The sequence below is a fragment of the Acinetobacter sp. genome (assembly GCF_041919735.1).
Classification (GTDB): Bacteria; Pseudomonadota; Gammaproteobacteria; order Pseudomonadales; family Moraxellaceae; genus Acinetobacter.
Genome location: NZ_JAYRTF010000025.1, coordinates 20,000 through 36,661 on the forward strand (window position 1 = coordinate 20,000; position 16,662 = coordinate 36,661).

15 protein-coding genes are annotated in these 16,662 nt (G+C 48.9%); 6 read left to right on the forward strand and 9 right to left on the reverse strand.

Annotation, left to right across the window (positions count from 1 at the left end; all coding sequences use genetic code 11):
- The first annotated feature begins 187 nt into the window (after nucleotides 1-187).
- The 3 genes from ACE3T3_RS13390 (at nucleotide 188) to ACE3T3_RS13400 (ending at nucleotide 5,832) form a co-directional block, all read left to right on the forward strand.
- The gene (locus ACE3T3_RS13390; RefSeq protein ID WP_374667728.1) at nucleotides 188-565 is read left to right on the forward strand and encodes a VOC family protein; all 378 of its coding nucleotides are present in this window, start codon (nucleotides 188-190) and stop codon (nucleotides 563-565) included.
- A 407-nt stretch (nucleotides 566-972) separates the two neighbouring features.
- Nucleotides 973-2,226 (forward strand): exonuclease SbcCD subunit D C-terminal domain-containing protein, encoded by a 1,254-nt coding sequence (locus ACE3T3_RS13395; protein ID WP_374667730.1) that lies wholly within the window; start codon nucleotides 973-975, stop codon nucleotides 2,224-2,226.
- 9 nt (nucleotides 2,227-2,235) lie between these two features.
- Entirely contained in the window at nucleotides 2,236-5,832 is a 3,597-nt protein-coding gene (locus tag ACE3T3_RS13400) for an AAA family ATPase (RefSeq protein WP_374667732.1), read from the forward strand.
- Nucleotides 5,833-5,993: 161 nt separating this feature from the next.
- Here ACE3T3_RS13400 and ACE3T3_RS13405 read toward each other — a convergent pair whose 3' ends face one another.
- The 3 genes from ACE3T3_RS13405 to ACE3T3_RS13415 form a co-directional block, all read right to left on the reverse strand.
- Complete coding sequence (locus ACE3T3_RS13405; protein ID WP_374667734.1) at nucleotides 5,994-6,803, reverse strand: hypothetical protein; 810 nt, start codon at nucleotides 6,801-6,803, stop codon at nucleotides 5,994-5,996.
- 346 nt (nucleotides 6,804-7,149) lie between these two features.
- Nucleotides 7,150-7,950, reverse strand: coding sequence for a thioesterase family protein (locus ACE3T3_RS13410; protein ID WP_374667736.1), 801 nt, complete (start codon nucleotides 7,948-7,950; stop codon nucleotides 7,150-7,152).
- A 435-nt stretch (nucleotides 7,951-8,385) separates the two neighbouring features.
- Nucleotides 8,386-9,078 carry a YggS family pyridoxal phosphate-dependent enzyme gene (locus ACE3T3_RS13415; RefSeq protein ID WP_374667774.1) on the reverse strand — a complete coding sequence of 231 codons (693 nt, stop codon included), beginning with the start codon at nucleotides 9,076-9,078 and terminating at the stop codon, nucleotides 8,386-8,388.
- A gap of 123 nt (nucleotides 9,079-9,201) precedes the next feature.
- Here ACE3T3_RS13415 and ACE3T3_RS13420 point away from each other — a divergent pair, with 123 nt between their 5' ends.
- Together ACE3T3_RS13420 and ACE3T3_RS13425 are read left to right on the forward strand one after the other, a co-directional pair.
- The gene (locus ACE3T3_RS13420) at nucleotides 9,202-10,239 is read left to right on the forward strand and encodes a type IV pilus twitching motility protein PilT (RefSeq protein ID WP_120403120.1); all 1,038 of its coding nucleotides are present in this window, start codon (nucleotides 9,202-9,204) and stop codon (nucleotides 10,237-10,239) included.
- Nucleotides 10,240-10,268: 29 nt separating this feature from the next.
- The gene (locus ACE3T3_RS13425) at nucleotides 10,269-11,384 is read left to right on the forward strand and encodes a PilT/PilU family type 4a pilus ATPase (RefSeq protein WP_374667738.1); all 1,116 of its coding nucleotides are present in this window, start codon (nucleotides 10,269-10,271) and stop codon (nucleotides 11,382-11,384) included.
- A 112-nt stretch (nucleotides 11,385-11,496) separates the two neighbouring features.
- Here ACE3T3_RS13425 and fur read toward each other — a convergent pair whose 3' ends face one another.
- Nucleotides 11,497-11,934: a ferric iron uptake transcriptional regulator gene (fur, locus tag ACE3T3_RS13430; RefSeq protein WP_374667740.1), complete on the reverse strand. Its 438-nt coding sequence runs from the start codon at nucleotides 11,932-11,934 to the stop codon at nucleotides 11,497-11,499.
- A 112-nt stretch (nucleotides 11,935-12,046) separates the two neighbouring features.
- Between fur and ACE3T3_RS13435 the strand changes: the two genes are divergently transcribed.
- Nucleotides 12,047-12,445: an outer membrane protein assembly factor BamE gene (locus ACE3T3_RS13435; protein WP_374667742.1), complete on the forward strand. Its 399-nt coding sequence runs from the start codon at nucleotides 12,047-12,049 to the stop codon at nucleotides 12,443-12,445.
- A 42-nt stretch (nucleotides 12,446-12,487) separates the two neighbouring features.
- Here the strand turns inward: ACE3T3_RS13435 and ACE3T3_RS13440 are convergent, their stop codons facing one another.
- From ACE3T3_RS13440 to ACE3T3_RS13460, 5 genes are all read right to left on the reverse strand, one after another.
- Nucleotides 12,488-12,814: an RnfH family protein gene (locus ACE3T3_RS13440; RefSeq protein WP_374667744.1), complete on the reverse strand. Its 327-nt coding sequence runs from the start codon at nucleotides 12,812-12,814 to the stop codon at nucleotides 12,488-12,490.
- A complete protein-coding gene (locus tag ACE3T3_RS13445; protein WP_374667746.1) occupies nucleotides 12,814-13,896 on the reverse strand; it encodes a hypothetical protein in 1,083 nt (360 codons plus the stop codon). Before ACE3T3_RS13445 ends, ACE3T3_RS13440 begins: the two co-directional genes overlap by 1 nt.
- 152 nt (nucleotides 13,897-14,048) lie before the next feature.
- The gene (locus ACE3T3_RS13450; protein WP_374667748.1) at nucleotides 14,049-14,504 is read right to left on the reverse strand and encodes a bacteriohemerythrin; all 456 of its coding nucleotides are present in this window, start codon (nucleotides 14,502-14,504) and stop codon (nucleotides 14,049-14,051) included.
- Between the two features lie 287 nt (nucleotides 14,505-14,791).
- Nucleotides 14,792-15,640: a class II glutamine amidotransferase gene (locus tag ACE3T3_RS13455; protein ID WP_374667750.1), complete on the reverse strand. Its 849-nt coding sequence runs from the start codon at nucleotides 15,638-15,640 to the stop codon at nucleotides 14,792-14,794.
- A gap of 83 nt (nucleotides 15,641-15,723) precedes the next feature.
- A complete protein-coding gene (locus tag ACE3T3_RS13460; protein WP_374667752.1) occupies nucleotides 15,724-16,533 on the reverse strand; it encodes a GNAT family N-acetyltransferase in 810 nt (269 codons plus the stop codon).
- Between the last annotated feature and the right edge of the window lie 129 nt (nucleotides 16,534-16,662).

The window sequence follows — 16,662 nt, forward strand, 5'->3', positions numbered from 1 at the left end:
TAAAAACAAACTCAGCAAAAAATAGAATATAAGCGGCCGCATTTTCATCAATAGGTTGGCTCAATAAGCTGTTTAATTTTTCAATACAAAAAAGCATTCAAAGCGGCAGCGCTTAATGATAAAACTGTACGATCAGCCTCTCTAAAATAGAACTAAAACAACAACAATCCAATGTCCGGAGTTCTCCATGAACCAGCTCAATTACTTCGAAATTCAATCCTCCAATCCAGCACGGGAAGCTGCCTTCTATCAGCAGGTTTTTGACTGGACCTTCAGCAAAGTCGAAGGCTTGCCTATTGAGTACTATCAAATTGAAACGCCCAGCATGCACGGCGGCTTATTGGCCCGTCCAGCCCCCGTTCCGCCCACCCATTGCGGCACCAATGCCTTTACCTGTTCTTTTGAAGTTGATGATTTTGATGTCATGGCTGAAAAAATTCTTTCGGCCGGCGGCCAAGTCGCCATGGAAAAATTCGCCATCCCCGGCCGCTGCTGGCAAGGCTATTTTTTAGATCCGGATCACAATACTTTTGGACTGGTGCAAGCGGATGAGCATGCTCAGTAAAATTCAGCGATAACAATGACGGAATCAGCAAAAAGCTGTAATTTGCAGGATTCAGCATATTATTCATTTTATGCGGTTTATAGGGCTGCCGAACCCAGTCTAGGTTCAAGGACAATAATATTATGAGGTTCAGGAGATCGCTGCAGCGCCTTGCTCAGCCCCAGCCGCGGACCTTTGCCACGTCATACCCCAACAGCATGCGCCGGGCAAAGCGGCAAAAATCTGTCGAGAGGCAAAAGGCAGTACTGATGCAGACGATGAAAATGGATCAGCAGATGCTGCTACCTATAAGCTGTTGAGATAAATCTGCTTTTTACGACAATTGCTGTCGCATAGATCAGTTGCCTCGGGTTTCATGAATGAAATTATGCTAAGTTATGCAGGGCATTTCATTCTTTTGAGTTCACATGACTGTACGTTTTTTTCATACATCGGATTGGCATTTGGGGCAGTTTTTTTACAATCATTCCCGTCAGTATGAACACGAACAGTTTCTGGCTTGGCTGTTAACCCAAATTCAAGAAAAACAGCCGCATGCGCTGCTGATTGCCGGAGATGTTTTTGATGTCATCAATCCGGCATCTTCTGCGCAAAAACAGCTGTACCAGTTCTTAGCCGATGCGCACAGCTTGGCACCGCAGATGCAGACTTTGATGATTGCCGGCAACCATGACTCCGGCTACCGGATCGAACAGGTTGAGCCGCTGCTGGAAAAATACAATGCCAAAACCGTGGGCGTGATTCATAAAAATGCTGATGGCCACATCGATTTAGACCGCCTGCTGGTGCCGATTTATGATGAGCAGAACAGCATTACGGCTTGGTGCCTGACCCTGCCTTTCCTGCGCCCTGCTGAAATTACCGGCTTGAATGAGCAAACCGCCAATAGCCAAAATGTCATTGCCTATATTCATCAGCAGCTGATTGCCGAAGCGAAACAGCGCAAACAGGACGGTCAAGCGCTGATTCTGATGTCGCATGCGCATATGCAAGGCGGCGAAACCTCAGACTCTGAGCGGCCGACTATTATCGGCAATGAAGAAGCCCTCTCCACAGCCTTATTTGATGATGTGATTGACTATGTGGCGCTGGGGCATTTGCATAAGCCTCAAAAAGTCGGGCAAACCCATATCCGCTACAGCGGCTCGCCGATTCCGCTATCGTTCAGCGAAATCAACTATAAGCATCAGGTGCTGGACATCAGCATTGATCCTGCGCAGCCCGAAGAATCGCGCTTTCAATGCGAAGCGTTGCCGATTCCGCGCAGCGTGCAGCTGCATAAAATCAAAGGCGAGCTGAATGATGTGTTTGCCCAGCTGAACGCTTTGCCGCAAGGTGAAATCGCAGTCATTGATCATCGTGAATATGTCGATATTGAGTACCATACGGCCATTCCGCCGCAGCCGAATCTGCGCCAGCAGTTTGAAGATGCCCTGCCCAAAGGCCGTTACCGCCTGGTGCGCATTTCACGGCAATATCTGACCTCTGAGAAAAATGCTGAAGATGCTGCGCAGGTCAGCCTTGAACCGCCGACACCGGAAAAGCTGTTTCAGCAAATTTGGGAAAAGCAAGGCTATGCCGAGGATGATGCTGTGCTGAAAGACTTTTTAAGCTTAGTGCAGGAAGCAGAAAAATCACTGGAACATGAGCAGGACAGCTGAGGATTTGCTATGAAAATTTTATCTATCCGCATTAAAAACTTAGCGTCTCTGGCCGGTGAGCATTTCATAGATTTTGAATCTGAGCCTTTGGCTTCCGCCGGCCTCATCGCCATTGTCGGCAAAACAGGCGCAGGAAAATCGACGATTTTAGACGCCATGTGCCTGGCCCTCTTCAATAAAATTCCGCGCCTGAAAGACAGTGACGGCAAACTGATTGATGCCGATGGTTCTGAACTGCTGACCAACTCGCCGCTGACCGTGCTGCGGCGCGGCACAGCGCATGGTTTCGCCGAATTGACCTTTACTGCGCAGGATCAAAAGCATTATTTAGCGCGCTGGGAACTGAAACGTTCTCGTGAAAAAGCCGATGGCAAGCTGCAAAGCGTACAGCGCTATTTGACCTGCCTGACCGATGGCGTGGTGATTGCGGATAAGGCCAAAGCCGTGGATGCCGGCATCTTTAAAATTACCCAGCTGAGTTTTGAGCAGTTTACCCGCGCGGTGCTGCTGGCGCAGGCCGAAGTCACCGCCTTTTTAAAAGCGCGGGACAATGAGCGCGGGGAATTGCTGGAATATCTGACCAATTCATCCATTTTTGGCAAAATCGGCCAGCTGGCTTATGACAAAACCAAACAGGTGGCTGCACAGCGTAAAGAACTGGAGAGCTTGCTCGGTCATATTGAACTGCTGTCAGATGAGCAGGCGGATGAGCTCACTCAGCAGTGTCAGCAGGCCAGCAGCCTATATCAGCAGCTGGAAAACGAAAAATTTCAGCTGGAGAAAAAACAGCAATGGTTTGAGCGCAGGCACAAACTGGATCAGGAAATTATCGCCAAACAGCTGCTGGCGGACACCCAGCTTAAGGCGCAGCAGGGATTAACACCGGAGCGCGAACATCTCAGCCGTTTAGAGCTGTTCTCAGGCATCCGCCCTGCTGTATTTCAACAGCAGCAGTTGCTGAAAACAGAGCAGCAGCTGACGCCGCAATTGCACAAACAGCAGTCTATTTTCGAGCAGATCAATACTCAATTTGATAGCGTAAAGACCCAGTTCAGCCAAGCGGAAACAGCTTTAAATGAATTGCAAAATTTTGAAAGCACTCACCGTGAAGCGCTGAATGAGGTGCGCAAGTGCATTCAGGAACGTGAATATATTGGCGCCGATTTCAAAAAAATTCAGGCCAAACTGACGCAATTAGAACAAAGCAAACAGCCCTTGCAGGAACAGCGCTCAGCGCTTGAGCAGCAGCTGCAGCACATCACGCAGCAGCAGGCAAAGATCACCGAGCATTTATCTGCAACAGCGCAATTTTCCAGTTTAGACCCAGGCCTGTCTGCACATCTGCAGCAGCTGGCGCAGTTCATGCAGCAGTATCAGCCGATTGAGCAGCAGCTTGGAAATCAGGCTCAGGCCGAAACCCAGCTCGGCGCAGACCAAAAACAGCTTGAAGATGTTATTCAGCAATTCGGCAGCATCGAGCAGCTGACTGCCCAGCTTGAACAAACGCGCCTGCAGCGTGAACAAAAATTCAGTCAATGCAATCAGCTCGAACTGATTCAGCAAAAACTGGCGCAGCTCTTTGAATGGCAAACTGAAACTCAAGCATTGCATGAAGCCATTGCGCAATCTGCTGTGCAAGTTCAGCACTTGGAAACGCAGACCCTAACCGCAGAACAAGCCTTTCAAACCGCTAAAGACGCCCGCCTGAACCTGCAGGACGTTCTGCAGCAGCAGCGCCTGCTGCATGCAGACAATACCGAGCATTTGCGCAATGAACTGAAAGAGGGCGAAGCTTGCCTGGTCTGCGGCAGCACATCCCATCCTTATAAAACGGAAGAATCGGCCGTTTCAAAAGCGCTGTTCGAATTGCAGCAGCAGCAGGAACAGCAGGCGCTGCACGCAGAACAGGACAGCTTTAATGCCTGGCAATTGATGCAGCAGAAGCAAACCAAGCTGACCGCGGTATTGGAACAGCAAAAAACCGCCCTTCAGGCCGCGGCAGATAAAACCGCTGCCGCAGAAATAGTCTTGCAGGAGCAGTTGCAAAAAAACCAGATTCAGCTCAATCTCAAGCACACTCAAACTGAAATTTCAGCGGGTGCAGCACAAATCACCCAGCAATACCAGACTGAACTTGCACAGCTTGAAGCGCGTACCCAGCAGCTGGATCAACGGATCAAAAACCAGCAGCAGCTTGCTCAAACCATTCAGCGCGCTGAATATTTGCTGCAAAGCGCCCGCCAGCTGCAGCAGCAGATCCAGCCGATTCAACACTGCTTATCAGCGGCTGAAAAAACAGCCTGGCAGCAGCACAGCATTCAGCACGCGCAGCACGTTTATGCCCTCTTGCAGCAGCGCATGCAGCACCTAGGCCAAGCCGAGCAGCATGCCAAACAATTCGATCTGCACAGTCAGCAGCTGCGCACATTGCAGCTGAATATCGAACATGCCGATACACAGCTGGCAGATACGGCGCAGAGCCTGAATGAGGTCAAGCTCAAAGGACAGCAAAATACCGAAACAGCCAATCAATTGATTGTGCAAATGACCGGTTTAAACGATGTGAAGGCCAATGAATGGCTGCAGCAGCATGATGCCAAGCGCCAGCAGGCGCAAAGCCAGTATCAGCAGCAAAAACAGAGTTTTGAGGCCCTGCGCAATCAATATGAACTGGAAAAAAGCGCTTTGGCGCAACTCAAGGCGCAACTTGAGCACAATCAGCGCGGCCTGCAGCAAGCGCTTGCCGATATTCAGCAATGGCTGGGGCAGCATGATAATTTTCAAGCGCAGGATTTAGACGCGCTGGCGCAGGTCAGCCCTGCGCAGGAACAGCACATCCGCCAGCAATTGCAAAACAGCGAGCGCCTGCTGAATGAAGCCAACGCCTCGCTGCAAACCATGCAGGAACAGCTGGCAGAACATCTGCAGCATCAGCCGGAAGTGGAATTGGTCCAGCTGCAGCAATTGGTTTTGCACAATGCTGAAGCGTTCAAGGTGCAGCTGGATCAGCGTGATCAGCTGAAATTAAAATTGGAACTGCATCAGCAGAATCTGGAAAAGCACAAGCAATTTGCCGATCAAATTGCCGAAGTGCAGCAGGAAGAACACCGCTGGGGCAAAATTTCAGGACTGATGGGCGATGCCACCGGCAAAAAATTCCGTGATTATGCGCAGCAGTATAATTTGGATATTTTGCTGGAACATGCCAATCAGCAGCTGGCCATGCTCTCTCAGCGCTACACCCTGAAACGCTTGGATCATTCCTTAAGCCTCGCCATTATTGACCATGATATGGATGGTGAAACCCGTTCTGTGGCATCACTGTCGGGCGGGGAGTCCTTCCTGACCGCACTCGCGCTGTCTTTGGCGATTGCCAATATGGCCTCAGGTTCCATGAAAATTGAATCCCTGTTTATTGATGAAGGCTTTGGCACGCTGGATGCTTCAAGCCTGCACATGGTGATGAATGCGCTGGATCAGCTGCAGAACCATGGCCGTAAAGTGGTGCTGATTTCGCATATTCAGGAAATGCATGAACGTATTCCAGTGCAGATACAGGTGAAGCCTTTGGGCGCCGGCGCCAGCACCATCGAAGTCGTATGCTGAGGCATTTGATTAAGCAGACTGCAGTTGCTGGACATGCCGCCTGCTTGTACGGAAAATAAAAAACTGAGCGGCATATCCGCCGCTCAGCTGCGCTTCATCTCTTTGCTGCCATAAGGGCTGATGAATTGAATGCCTCTATGCAGCAGCGGATAGCATCGGCCTTAATCTGCCGGGAACGCATTTGGCGCCGGCGCATATGGGCTTGAGGGCTTCACCGCACTGCGCGGTGCATTCAGCTCATACATTGCTGTGCCAATCACACCGGTATTGTAAATCGAGCCGCTGGCGGAATGCGCAGCATAAGCATCTTTGGGCTTGCTGAAGGTAAACGAAGCCACGGCATTATTGCTCTTCCGGAAGCCTTCAATATTCAAACTGCTGTAAGGCCGCAGCACATAACCGCTGTTATAGCGTGATGCGCGCTGTCCATTGATGACATCCAAACCATCAACACTGGCAACGATCTCAAAAGTTTGCGCACTGCTGTTGCTGTATTTCAGCACATAGCTCTGGCCTTCATGGGCCGATAAATAATACTGCTGCCCTTCCCGGTACAGCGCTAAATTGCGCCCACGCACATCGGTCACAGAAAAACTGACTTTGCCTGCTGCCAGTGAAATGCCGCTGATGCTGCGCCCAGAAAAAGTTTTTCCTGCATAGCTGATTTGCGTTTCAGCAATGGGAGATGAACTTAAGCGCTTTAAATTCACTTCGGTGACGGATGACGCTATTTCATCGCCCCATTGGGTGCCAAGGCGCTGTTCATTCAAAATACCGCTGCTGCTTAAATTGGCTGAAGTCCGGCTGGCGGCTGCGCTAGGAAAATCTGCACGGGTCATTTCACTGTCAGCCTGCATTTCTGATGACATTTCATCCGCAGACGGCTGAACCGCTGTCGAACTGCAGGCCGTTAAAATCAAGCTGAAAACACTGCCCAGCAGGCTCCAAATCAAAATGCGTATAACGTTCATTGCTCTGCCTTTTATTAGAATACTTATCCACCCAGTATAAAAAACAGCACGGCGCAAGAACGCTGCAAATTGTTCACTTATGCTAAGCACTGTAAAGACAGATGCCGCAGCATCTTCATCAGCGGCAAAAATGTCAAAAGCACCCTATTAACTCGATAGCTGAGAACGCTGCCGGCTTTCATGAGCCTGCATCCATGCAGCCCGCTTCTCACCATTACCGTTTCACTGCTGGTTTCAGCAAAACTGCATTTCAGTGATGAATTGAAGAACTTATCCAGGCATCATCACATTGCAAATCACTGCTTTCAGCAGCAAATGACCGGCATCAGCCGCCGTGTACAACCGGTTAATCTGCCAATTTCCGCAGCGTCAGAATTTGCTCACTGCGCCCAAAAGGGCCATGAAGATCGTGCAGCACAGAGCTGGTTAAGCCAATGCCGTCTTCACCATACTGCTGCGCGGTTTCCAGGCCCAGCCATTGTCCTGAAGGCATCCGGTGCAGATGAATCTGCAAATCCAGATTTGGGAAACCCCATTGAAAAGGCCAATCCTGCCGCGGCACAATGCCGTTTGCCGTATCTACCAGCCCCATTAAGCGCACAAAATCAGAACTCGGCTGGCCTTCAATCATTTCATGCTGCGTGCGCAGCCAGACAATGCCCTTGCCTGCACGCCGCCCTAGGCTTCGGGCTTCAATGGATTGAATAAAACCGCCCGGCCATTTGCGGATGCCCTCCCAAACCGGCGCAGCATCCGGGCCATCTACAGCTTGATCTTCCAGTCCCAGCATCTGCTGGCTGTTCTGCGTCATCATGCGCCACGTCCGCGCCGCGATGCAGGTCTTGCCCTGCGCGCTCATTTCAGACTCAATCAATTCAATCGTTTTGCCCGGACGGATCACTTTGGTGACAATTTTGAATTCGCCCGCTGGAATCAGTCCTAAAATATCCAGGCTGATGCGGCCAATACGCATGCTGTCGCGCGGATGGAACTGATCCAGTTCTGCGCAAATAATGCCCGTTGCCGGCGCCATATGCTGTTCATGTTCATTCCATGCACCTTGCGCCAATGGCGTTGATTGATAATGTGCCGTGACTGTGCCCTGCGCGTCGGTTTCACGCTGGATCAGCTGATAATATGCCGTCATGAACTTTCCTGTCTGTTCAATTTTATGTATTTACATGCTTTATTTTGCGATCAACACTATCGCAGCATCCTGCTTGTTTTGTACTCAACTTTAGTGGAAAGTTCAATTTTAAAGCGAAAAATAGAACCCAAAGGTTCAATTCATTGAGATTGCCCATCTAATGTGCTTGCTGCCTTTTCATATTGGAATGATGGGATGGATTGACTGTGGAATTTTCCCAGTCCATTGGCCGCTGGCCGCATCATTCTCAACTGCCGGTCTTTTTATTCTTTAGCCAGTCTTTTTATTAAAAGTTGGGCTGAATGGCTTGGATCTGTGTTAAAAAGCGGCGGTCAAAGGCCGCAGTGATTTGCAGATGCTCTGCCTCAGACCAAATCACCGCGGCATAGCCCAATGTTCGGCAAGGTTCTTTTCGCAGCGTGCCAAGCGGATGGATTAAGCTTGCGCTGAATAATCCCGCGCGCCAAACAGCGCTGTGCCGACTCGCACCATGGTTGAACCCGCAGCGATGGCTTCGGCCATATCGCCAGACATGCCCATGCTTAAGGTATCCCAATCCTCCGGATGCGCATGCCGGCTTCTGATCTGATCAAAAAGCTGACGCGCATCGCTGAAAGCTTGCAGGTTATTCGGCGCTGGAATTACCATCAAGCCGCGCAATTTCACGTTCGGCAGCCGGCTGATTTGAGCGGCCAGTTCCGCAGCTTCACTCGGCTGGCAGCCATCTTTAGAATCCTGGCCATCAATATTGACCTGCAGGCAAATATTCAGCGGCGCTTGCGACGATTCACGCTGGCTGGACAGGCGCTCCGCAATAATCAGGCGGTCGACCCCATGCACCCAGGCGAACTTTTCAGCCAAATGCTTGGTTTTATTGCGCTGCACATGGCCAATAAAATGCCATTCAATGTCTAAATCCTGCAGCGCGGCAATTTTATCCGAAGATTCCTGCAAATAATTTTCACCAAATGCGCGCTGGCCCGCAGCATGCATTTCCCGCAGCATTTCACTCGGATGCGTCTTTGAAACCGCCAGCAGCTGCACGCTTTCTGCAGCGCGCCCAGCCTGCGCGCATGCCTGCTGAATTTGGCGCAATACCTGTTCTCTTGCTTCTCGAAGTGTATTCATTGACGGGGTTCTCATTTCATTCATCTTTTTTTCCTTTGCCCTTTAACTAACAGTTGGTTAAGCTGGGGGAAAGCCTTATTATTCTATCAAAATAATTAAGATTTAGACGTTCTCGGGGATATTATGGATATTACAGAATTATTAGCGTTTTCTGCGAAAAATGGCGCGTCGGATTTGCACTTGTCTGCCGGCATGCCGCCTTTAATTCGTGTAGATGGTGAAGTTCGCCGCATCAATTTGCCTGCTTTGGAGCACAAAGAAGTGCACAAGCTGGTGTATGACATCATGAATGATAAGCAGCGCCGTGATTTTGAAGAAAAGCTGGAAACGGACTTTTCCTTTGAAGTGCCGGGCGTAGCGCGTTTCCGTGTGAACGCATTCAACCAAAACCGCGGCGCGGGCGCAGTATTCCGGACTATTCCATCCAAAGTGCTTTCGATGGAAGATTTAGGCATGGGGCAGATTTTCAAGGAAATCTGCGAATATCCACGCGGCATCGTGTTGGTGACGGGCCCGACAGGTTCGGGGAAATCCACCACGTTGGCGGCCATGATGGACTACATCAATGACAACCGCTATGACCACATTTTGACGGTCGAAGACCCGATCGAATTTGTGCATCAGTCTAAAAAATGCCTGATTAACCAGCGAGAAGTGCACCGCGATACCCATGGCTTTAATGAAGCGCTGCGTTCAGCGCTGCGTGAAGACCCGGATATTATCCTCGTCGGTGAGATGCGTGACCTTGAAACCATCCGTTTGGCGCTGACCGCGGCTGAAACCGGCCATTTGGTTTTCGGCACCCTGCATACCACTTCTGCAGCCAAAACCATTGACCGTGTGATTGACGTCTTCCCTGCCGAAGAAAAAGACATGGTCCGCGCCATGCTTTCAGAATCTCTGCAAGCGGTTATTTCGCAAACGCTGCTGAAGAAAAATGGCGGCGGCCGTGTTGCTGCGCATGAAATCATGATCGGCATTCCGGCCATCCGCAACTTGATCCGTGAAAACAAAGTGGCGCAAATGTATTCCGCCATTCAAACCGGCGCCAACTACGGCATGACCACACTGGATCAAAGCTTAAAAACATTGGTTTCCAAAGGCATTATCAGCCCGCAAACTGCACGTACTGCAGCGAAGCAGCCTGAATCATTCTTATAAGTAATTAAGCTGTTATTGGGGGATTATTTATGGATTTTAACGGCTTACTCGACTATATGGTTGAGAAAAAAGCGTCTGACTTATTTATTACAGCGGATGTAGAACCATCAATTAAAATTAACGGCACGATTATGCCGATTGGTTCAACCAAGCTGCCCGGCGCCACCGTCGGCCAGCTGCTGCATTCGATTATGTCTGAAAAGCAGCGCAAAGAATTCGCGGATACACGTGAATGCAACTTTGCAATCAGCAGCAAATCAGCGCGTTTCCGTGTCAGCGCATTTCAGCAGCGGGATCAGCCGGGAATGGTTCTGCGCCGTATTGAAACGGTCATTCCGAGCATGGATGATTTGAAACTGCCGCCAATTTTAAAAGAATTAGCCATGACCAAGCGCGGCATCATTATCTTTGTCGGCGCAACCGGTACCGGTAAATCGACCTCGCTGGCGTCTATTATCGGCTATCGAAATCAAAATTCACACGGCCATATCATTACCATTGAAGATCCGATCGAATTTATTCACGAGCATCAAGGCTGCATCATCACCCAGCGTGAAGTCGGCATTGATACCGATTCTTTTGAAGTTGCGCTGAAAAACACCCTGCGTCAGGCGCCGGATGTGATCCTGATCGGCGAGATCCGTTCACGCGAAACCATGGACTATGCAATCGCCTTTGCTGAAACCGGCCACTTGGTTTTTGCAACGCTGCATGCCAACAACGCCAACCAGGCGATTGACCGGATTATTCACTTCTTTGAAGCAGACCGTCACGGCCAATTGTTTATGGATCTGTCCTTAAACTTGAAAGCCATGGTCGCGCAGCAGCTGATTCCAACCATTGACGGCAATTCCCGCCGCGCAGCGATTGAAATCTTAATCAACTCGCCGCTGATTTCAGACTTAATCCGCAAAGGTGAAGTGCATGAAATTAAAGACTTGATGAAGCGCTCGCGTGAATTGGGCATGCAGACCTTTGACCAAGCCTTGTTTGACTTGTACAAAGCCAAGCAGATTTCCTATAAAGATGCGCTGAAACACGCCGATTCTCCAAACGACTTGCGTCTGCAAATCAAGTTGGCCGAAGAAGGCGGAGAGCGCCTGCTGCATGCCAGCGCCAACATCACTTTTGATGGCCAGTCTTAATCCTGCCGCCTGAGCGGTATTGTCTGGCCTGAGCAGACATCCACGTTCAGCGCATAAAAAACCGGCTTCAAATGAAGCCGGTTTTTTATTGACCGCATATCTGCAAAGCAGATTATTTTTTACGGTAAGCTTCCTGACACTCCGCCGCATCACAGTAGCCATAGAGGTTCAGTGAGTGGCCAGTCAGATGGAAGCCGAATTTTTTAGCCACTTCGTGCTGTTCGTGCTCAATCACGTCATTGGTAAATTCAACCACTTTATTGCAGTTTTGGCAGACGATATGGTCGTGATGATCTTCCTGCATAATCTCAAAAACAGAATGATTGTTTTCAAAATGATGGCGCTGAATAATACCGGCAGCTTCAAACTGTGTTAACACACGGTAAACAGTTGCTAAACCAACATCTTCGCCCTGTTCCAGTAAAGTCTTATAAATATCTTCCGCACTTAAGTGATGTTGTTTTGAATTTTCAAGTAATTCCAATATCTTAATTCGCGGAAGCGTAACTTTAAGTCCAGCTTTGCGTAAATCTTGGTTTGATATAGCCATGAAAAAAGGTCTCTCAACAAATTTAAAGTTGGAATATGCAACAAAGTTTAGATGCAGTATGATCTATCCGTGGATCAAATGCATCATAATTAATTTGGGATAGTGTAGCAAAATGCAAAAACTCATGCTGACGTTATTCGTCACTTCATTGCTCGTAGGCTGTTCAACCTTGGGCGTTTATAAAGTTGATATTCCTCAAGGAACGCCTCTTACACAAGCGCAAGCAACTAAAATCCAGCCTGGCATGAACTTCCAGCAGGTTCGCTTTTTGCTTGGCAGCCCAACCATTACCGATCCAATGAATCCGCTGCGCTGGGACTACATCTACAACTATACCCCAGGAACTTATGCAAAAAAAGCCAAGATCCCTGCAGCACAAGGTCAGCATTTAAAAGTCTTCTTTAATCAGCAAGGCATTGTCGAACGTGTCGAAGGTTTGGAAACCATTCCTGTATCACAGCCTGGCTTGCCGGGGTCTAAAGAAGCGATTCTAAACGCGCCTCCACTATAGACAGTTTAAGATAAAAAGAAACCCCTCCTTGAGGGGTTTTTCTTATGGCTTCAATTGTTTAAAGCGATTCCCTTTAATAAAGCGCCCAACAGGATGGTTAATCGCCCGTTTGCGCCGGGTATCTTTCGGATTAATGGTCAGCGCGCGGTAAATTTCAACGCGGTCGCCGGCAGACAAGGGCTGCTGGTGATCTTTCAATTTCACCCCAAAAATTCCCAATTGAAGCGGCTGTGGCAGCTCAGCCTGCTGCGCGATGCCGCTTTGCTCAATCGCATCTAAAGCGGTCATGCCCGCTTGAAAAGGAACAGCCAGATGAAATTGCTGATCCTCTGCGGCAAATGCCACCCAAACCTGGGCCTGCACTGCCATTAGAACAGCTTTCCAATCACGGCAATGATAGCTGCGATAATGCCGACAGGCAGCACAATGCGCACTGCAATGCGCCAGATATTGTAAAACGCCTCATTGCTGAAATTCATCGACTTGCGCAAGTGGCTGATTTTCATAATCCAGCCGGCGAATAAGGCATAAATCAGGCAAATCACTAAGCCCCACAGCATCAGCGCAATATTGAAAATAGCCGAGATTTGTGGAATCGCCCAAGCAAATACCGCCGCCAGCAAAATCCCCCATTGCACCGCCGCAGCCAATTGGCGCTGCTGCAGCTGCTCACGCGCCATATTCAAAATCAGGCCTGCGCCCATTACCGCGGCAAACGCAAATACGTAGGCTGGAATTGCTGATGAAACCGCAAAAAAGCCAAAAGCGGCAACCGCCAGCAGCTGTGCAAACCAGATCGGCAAGGCGGCTTTAGAGGCTGAATCCTGTGTCTGCACCGCAGGCAGGCTGCTTTGCCAATACAGGCCCAAACCTAGACCGCTCGCCACTAGAGCCAGCACCGTCGCACTGCCCCACTCGCTGAAATCCAATGACGTGATATGCCATGCAGGAAGCGATGTGCCCAGCGCATTGGCGGCAATTAATGACGCCAGCACGCCCACCGTAGTCAGCAAAACAGTCCATTGGCGCGGAATGAATGACACCGCAAAAGCTGCGATAGCCAAAACCGCAAATAGGATATTCGGCGCTATGCCGGACAATGCGGAAAGATTCAAAATCTGCGCAGAATTTGACAGAATGCCGCCCGCAAGGAAGGGAATGAAAACAGCGCCAAGCCAGCCGGCTAAACGCCATTTTTGCGATGCATCCGCATCACGGGTTAAATTAGACAACGCCTGCAATGCAGTGGTTTTTGAGCGTTTTGCTAAAGCAATCTCCAAATAGCAAACCGGCAATGCCAAAATGAGCATTGTAGTCAGCCACAGCAGCCAAAAATCCAGCTGACGGTCAATTTGAATGCCGGTCATCGGCGCCAAAGCAGCGATCACAATAAACGACAAACAAAATGCCATCAGCGGCGGTAGCCATTTTGACAAAGCATTATCCTGCATGATGCATTCCTTTATAAAATCTAGCGCTATTTTGCCCTGCTCAAAGCTGAAAATCAAAAACAAAAACAAAAAGCAAACCACCTTTCGATGATTTGCTGCGCCAAGTTATATTTAGAGTTAATTTTAATTATTGACCGTCGATTATTATAATTTTATGAGAAGAAACGCGCGAACCAGTTCTTGCCTTTTTTCTTTTCTTTCTCTTTGATAATGCCCATCATATTTTCTTTCACTGCGCCGACGTAGTCTGCATCATCGTGCTGAATATGGTTAATCAGCCATTTCGAAAGCACTTCGTGCAGCTCTGACTCAATCGAATGCCCCATTTCAAAACGGTCACGGTAGGATTCAATTTTTTTAATGAACAGATCATGCACACGCTTATGCGGCACGCGGTATTTATAACCCGCTTCTTCCTGCAGTGATTCTTCAAAGGTAAAATGCGACTGAGTATAATCAATAATATTTTCCAGAATTTGCTTTACACGGTCACGCTCAGCGTCTGCATCAATCCCATCGATCTCGTTGATATAATCCAAAATCCGTCTATGCTGATCGTCAATCACATCGATGCCAGTATTGTATTCTGGAACCCATTTCATTTTCATTACGACCACCTACGTCACATTTTCAATGATAAATCACAATAAAAATAATAATATAGATAAAATTAAAAAATAAAAATGAAGTGAATTACTCGGGTTTAAGCAATTTAAGGTGTTTTTTTAGCAAGCTATTGTTTTATAATGTTTTAATAAAAATACCCGACTATAAAGCTAAGATATTTTTTAACCAATTCAATGGTTTATAGTTTAATCATACTGAATATTCGAACTCAAAACCGTTAAGTTTTGAAACAGTTTTACAATTCTGCAGGCCTGGGAGCAAAAATGCCTCAATGCTGATCGGCTTTGCTCACGCGTTTCAATGATGGATCCAGCCGTTCCCGTTCTAAACGGGCAATATTGGTTTTACCATGGCGGACTGGCCGGCCATGCTGGAACAGAATCAGCTCTCCCGGTTCAAATGCGGTCCAAACTTCATTTTGAGTCAGCGGTTCCGTGGTGATCACTGCCACACGGTCTTCCGGCGTAGTCACTTCACTGAAATCCACTTCAACATCCAAATCGATCAGCTGAGCCGGCTGAAAAGGATATTCGCGCACCAGCCAATGCAGCTTGGTAATCGCATAGGCAAACAGCGCCTGGCCATTGGATAGGCAGAAATTAAAAGTTCCATGCTCAGCAATTTGCGGGGAAATCTCCAGGAGCACATCAAAGATTTGATCCAGCGATGGCTCCGTATAGCCAAAGCGCTTCACCAGCTGCTCCAGCAAATAGCAAAATGCGCGCTCGCTGTCGGTATTGCCGACTGGGGTAAAGCGCCCAGCCAATTCAGGATGAAAGTCATGCAGATCGCCATTATGCGCAAAAATCCACTGCCTTCCCCACAGTTCCCGGCTAAACGGATGGGCATTTTCCAAATTGATTTTGCCTTGCGTGGCTTTGCGGATGTGCGCAATCACGTTGCGTGACTTGATGGGATAATTGCGGATCAGCTCCGCAATCGGCGATTCGACAGCCGATTGATTGTCGGCAAACAAACGGCAGGCTTTATCTTCAAAGAAGGCAATGCCAAAACCGTCGCAATGATCTGAAGTAATTCCAGCGCGCTGCGAAAAACCGCGGAATGAGAAAGTAATATCCGTTGGTGTTGCACAATTCATCCCTAACAGCTGGCACATAACTCGTCATCTTCTGTCTGATCAACCACCATTCTATTCTGCATGAGTCCTTATGCCATTTCAAACAGGAAAACGCTCGTTCTTTATGAGTTTTGATGATTTAGCAGCGGCGGTGCACTCATTTTCTTTTGCAGCATAAATTCCTTCGCCAGCCGCGCCGCATCTAAATAGACAAAATAATCCAGGCAGTTAAAGGCTTCATCATGATAAGCCTGTGCAGACAGCTGCGCGCCCATCTTTAAATACACATCAAACAGTTTGGGAATCCGCTCATCCTGCGCCAGACTGTACTGCGGATACGGCGGCTCAAAAGCCTGCTGAGGCTCAATGCTGCAGCGTGAGGCGCTGGCCAGCGCCTGCATGCGCTGATGGGTATAGTAAGCCCGCGCTTCATTGCCCTGCATGCGGATGCTGACACAGCCAATAATGTGCTGGGCGCGCATCTCCCACAGCACTTTCGGCATTAAATTCAGCCATAGCGCTGACAGCGCTTTGCCCGAACGGCAGCGCGGATGCACGCAAGTCCGGCCGATTTCTACAATATTGGACAATGGCCCCAGCGCCGCGGCAATTTTAAACTCTTGCTGGCTGTAGCTTTGATCCAGCTCATGGCCTTGAAACAGCTTTAAACGTGTATAAGCAATGATTTCATTGCTCCACTGATCACGCAGCACCGCATGCCAGCAGCCAAAATCATACAGGTCCTGATCCAAGCCCGCGGCGAAGCGGATGCCGAATTGCGCGGAAAACTGCGCTGCCCGAAAACGCTGCGCTTCCTGCAGGCTCTGCAAATCGTCAATCCATTCAAATCTATAAGTATCGTTTTTTGCAGTTTTTTTCTGAAAAGGGAAATGGAAACTCTGGCGGTACTGACTTTTTAATTTATCCAACATCACAACAGGCCTTGGTGTTTTTTTCTACACTAGGCAAAGCCGATGACATTTTCATGACGCGCAATCCATCGCTCCCGAATAAAAATGCCGGCCAATATGAAAATTGACCGGCATGGATCGCGTTAAGCT

Bases quoted from the DNA above. Each gene is read 5' to 3' on its own strand.
- ACE3T3_RS13390 (WP_374667728.1), top strand. From the start codon at position 188: ATGAACCAGCTCAATTACTTCGAAATTCAATCCTCCAATCCAGCACGG.
- ACE3T3_RS13395 (WP_374667730.1), top strand. From the start codon at position 973: ATGACTGTACGTTTTTTTCATACATCGGATTGGCATTTGGGGCAGTTT.
- ACE3T3_RS13400 (WP_374667732.1), top strand. From the start codon at position 2,236: ATGAAAATTTTATCTATCCGCATTAAAAACTTAGCGTCTCTGGCCGGT.
- ACE3T3_RS13405 (WP_374667734.1), bottom strand. From the start codon at position 6,803: ATGAACGTTATACGCATTTTGATTTGGAGCCTGCTGGGCAGTGTTTTC.
- ACE3T3_RS13410 (WP_374667736.1), bottom strand. From the start codon at position 7,950: ATGACGGCATATTATCAGCTGATCCAGCGTGAAACCGACGCGCAGGGC.
- ACE3T3_RS13415 (WP_374667774.1), bottom strand. From the start codon at position 9,078: ATGAATACACTTCGAGAAGCAAGAGAACAGGTATTGCGCCAAATTCAG.
- ACE3T3_RS13420 (WP_120403120.1), top strand. From the start codon at position 9,202: ATGGATATTACAGAATTATTAGCGTTTTCTGCGAAAAATGGCGCGTCG.
- ACE3T3_RS13425 (WP_374667738.1), top strand. From the start codon at position 10,269: ATGGATTTTAACGGCTTACTCGACTATATGGTTGAGAAAAAAGCGTCT.
- fur (WP_374667740.1), bottom strand. From the start codon at position 11,934: ATGGCTATATCAAACCAAGATTTACGCAAAGCTGGACTTAAAGTTACG.
- ACE3T3_RS13435 (WP_374667742.1), top strand. From the start codon at position 12,047: ATGCAAAAACTCATGCTGACGTTATTCGTCACTTCATTGCTCGTAGGC.
- ACE3T3_RS13440 (WP_374667744.1), bottom strand. From the start codon at position 12,814: ATGGCAGTGCAGGCCCAGGTTTGGGTGGCATTTGCCGCAGAGGATCAG.
- ACE3T3_RS13445 (WP_374667746.1), bottom strand. From the start codon at position 13,896: ATGCAGGATAATGCTTTGTCAAAATGGCTACCGCCGCTGATGGCATTT.
- ACE3T3_RS13450 (WP_374667748.1), bottom strand. From the start codon at position 14,504: ATGAAAATGAAATGGGTTCCAGAATACAATACTGGCATCGATGTGATT.
- ACE3T3_RS13455 (WP_374667750.1), bottom strand. From the start codon at position 15,640: ATGTGCCAGCTGTTAGGGATGAATTGTGCAACACCAACGGATATTACT.
- ACE3T3_RS13460 (WP_374667752.1), bottom strand. From the start codon at position 16,533: ATGTTGGATAAATTAAAAAGTCAGTACCGCCAGAGTTTCCATTTCCCT.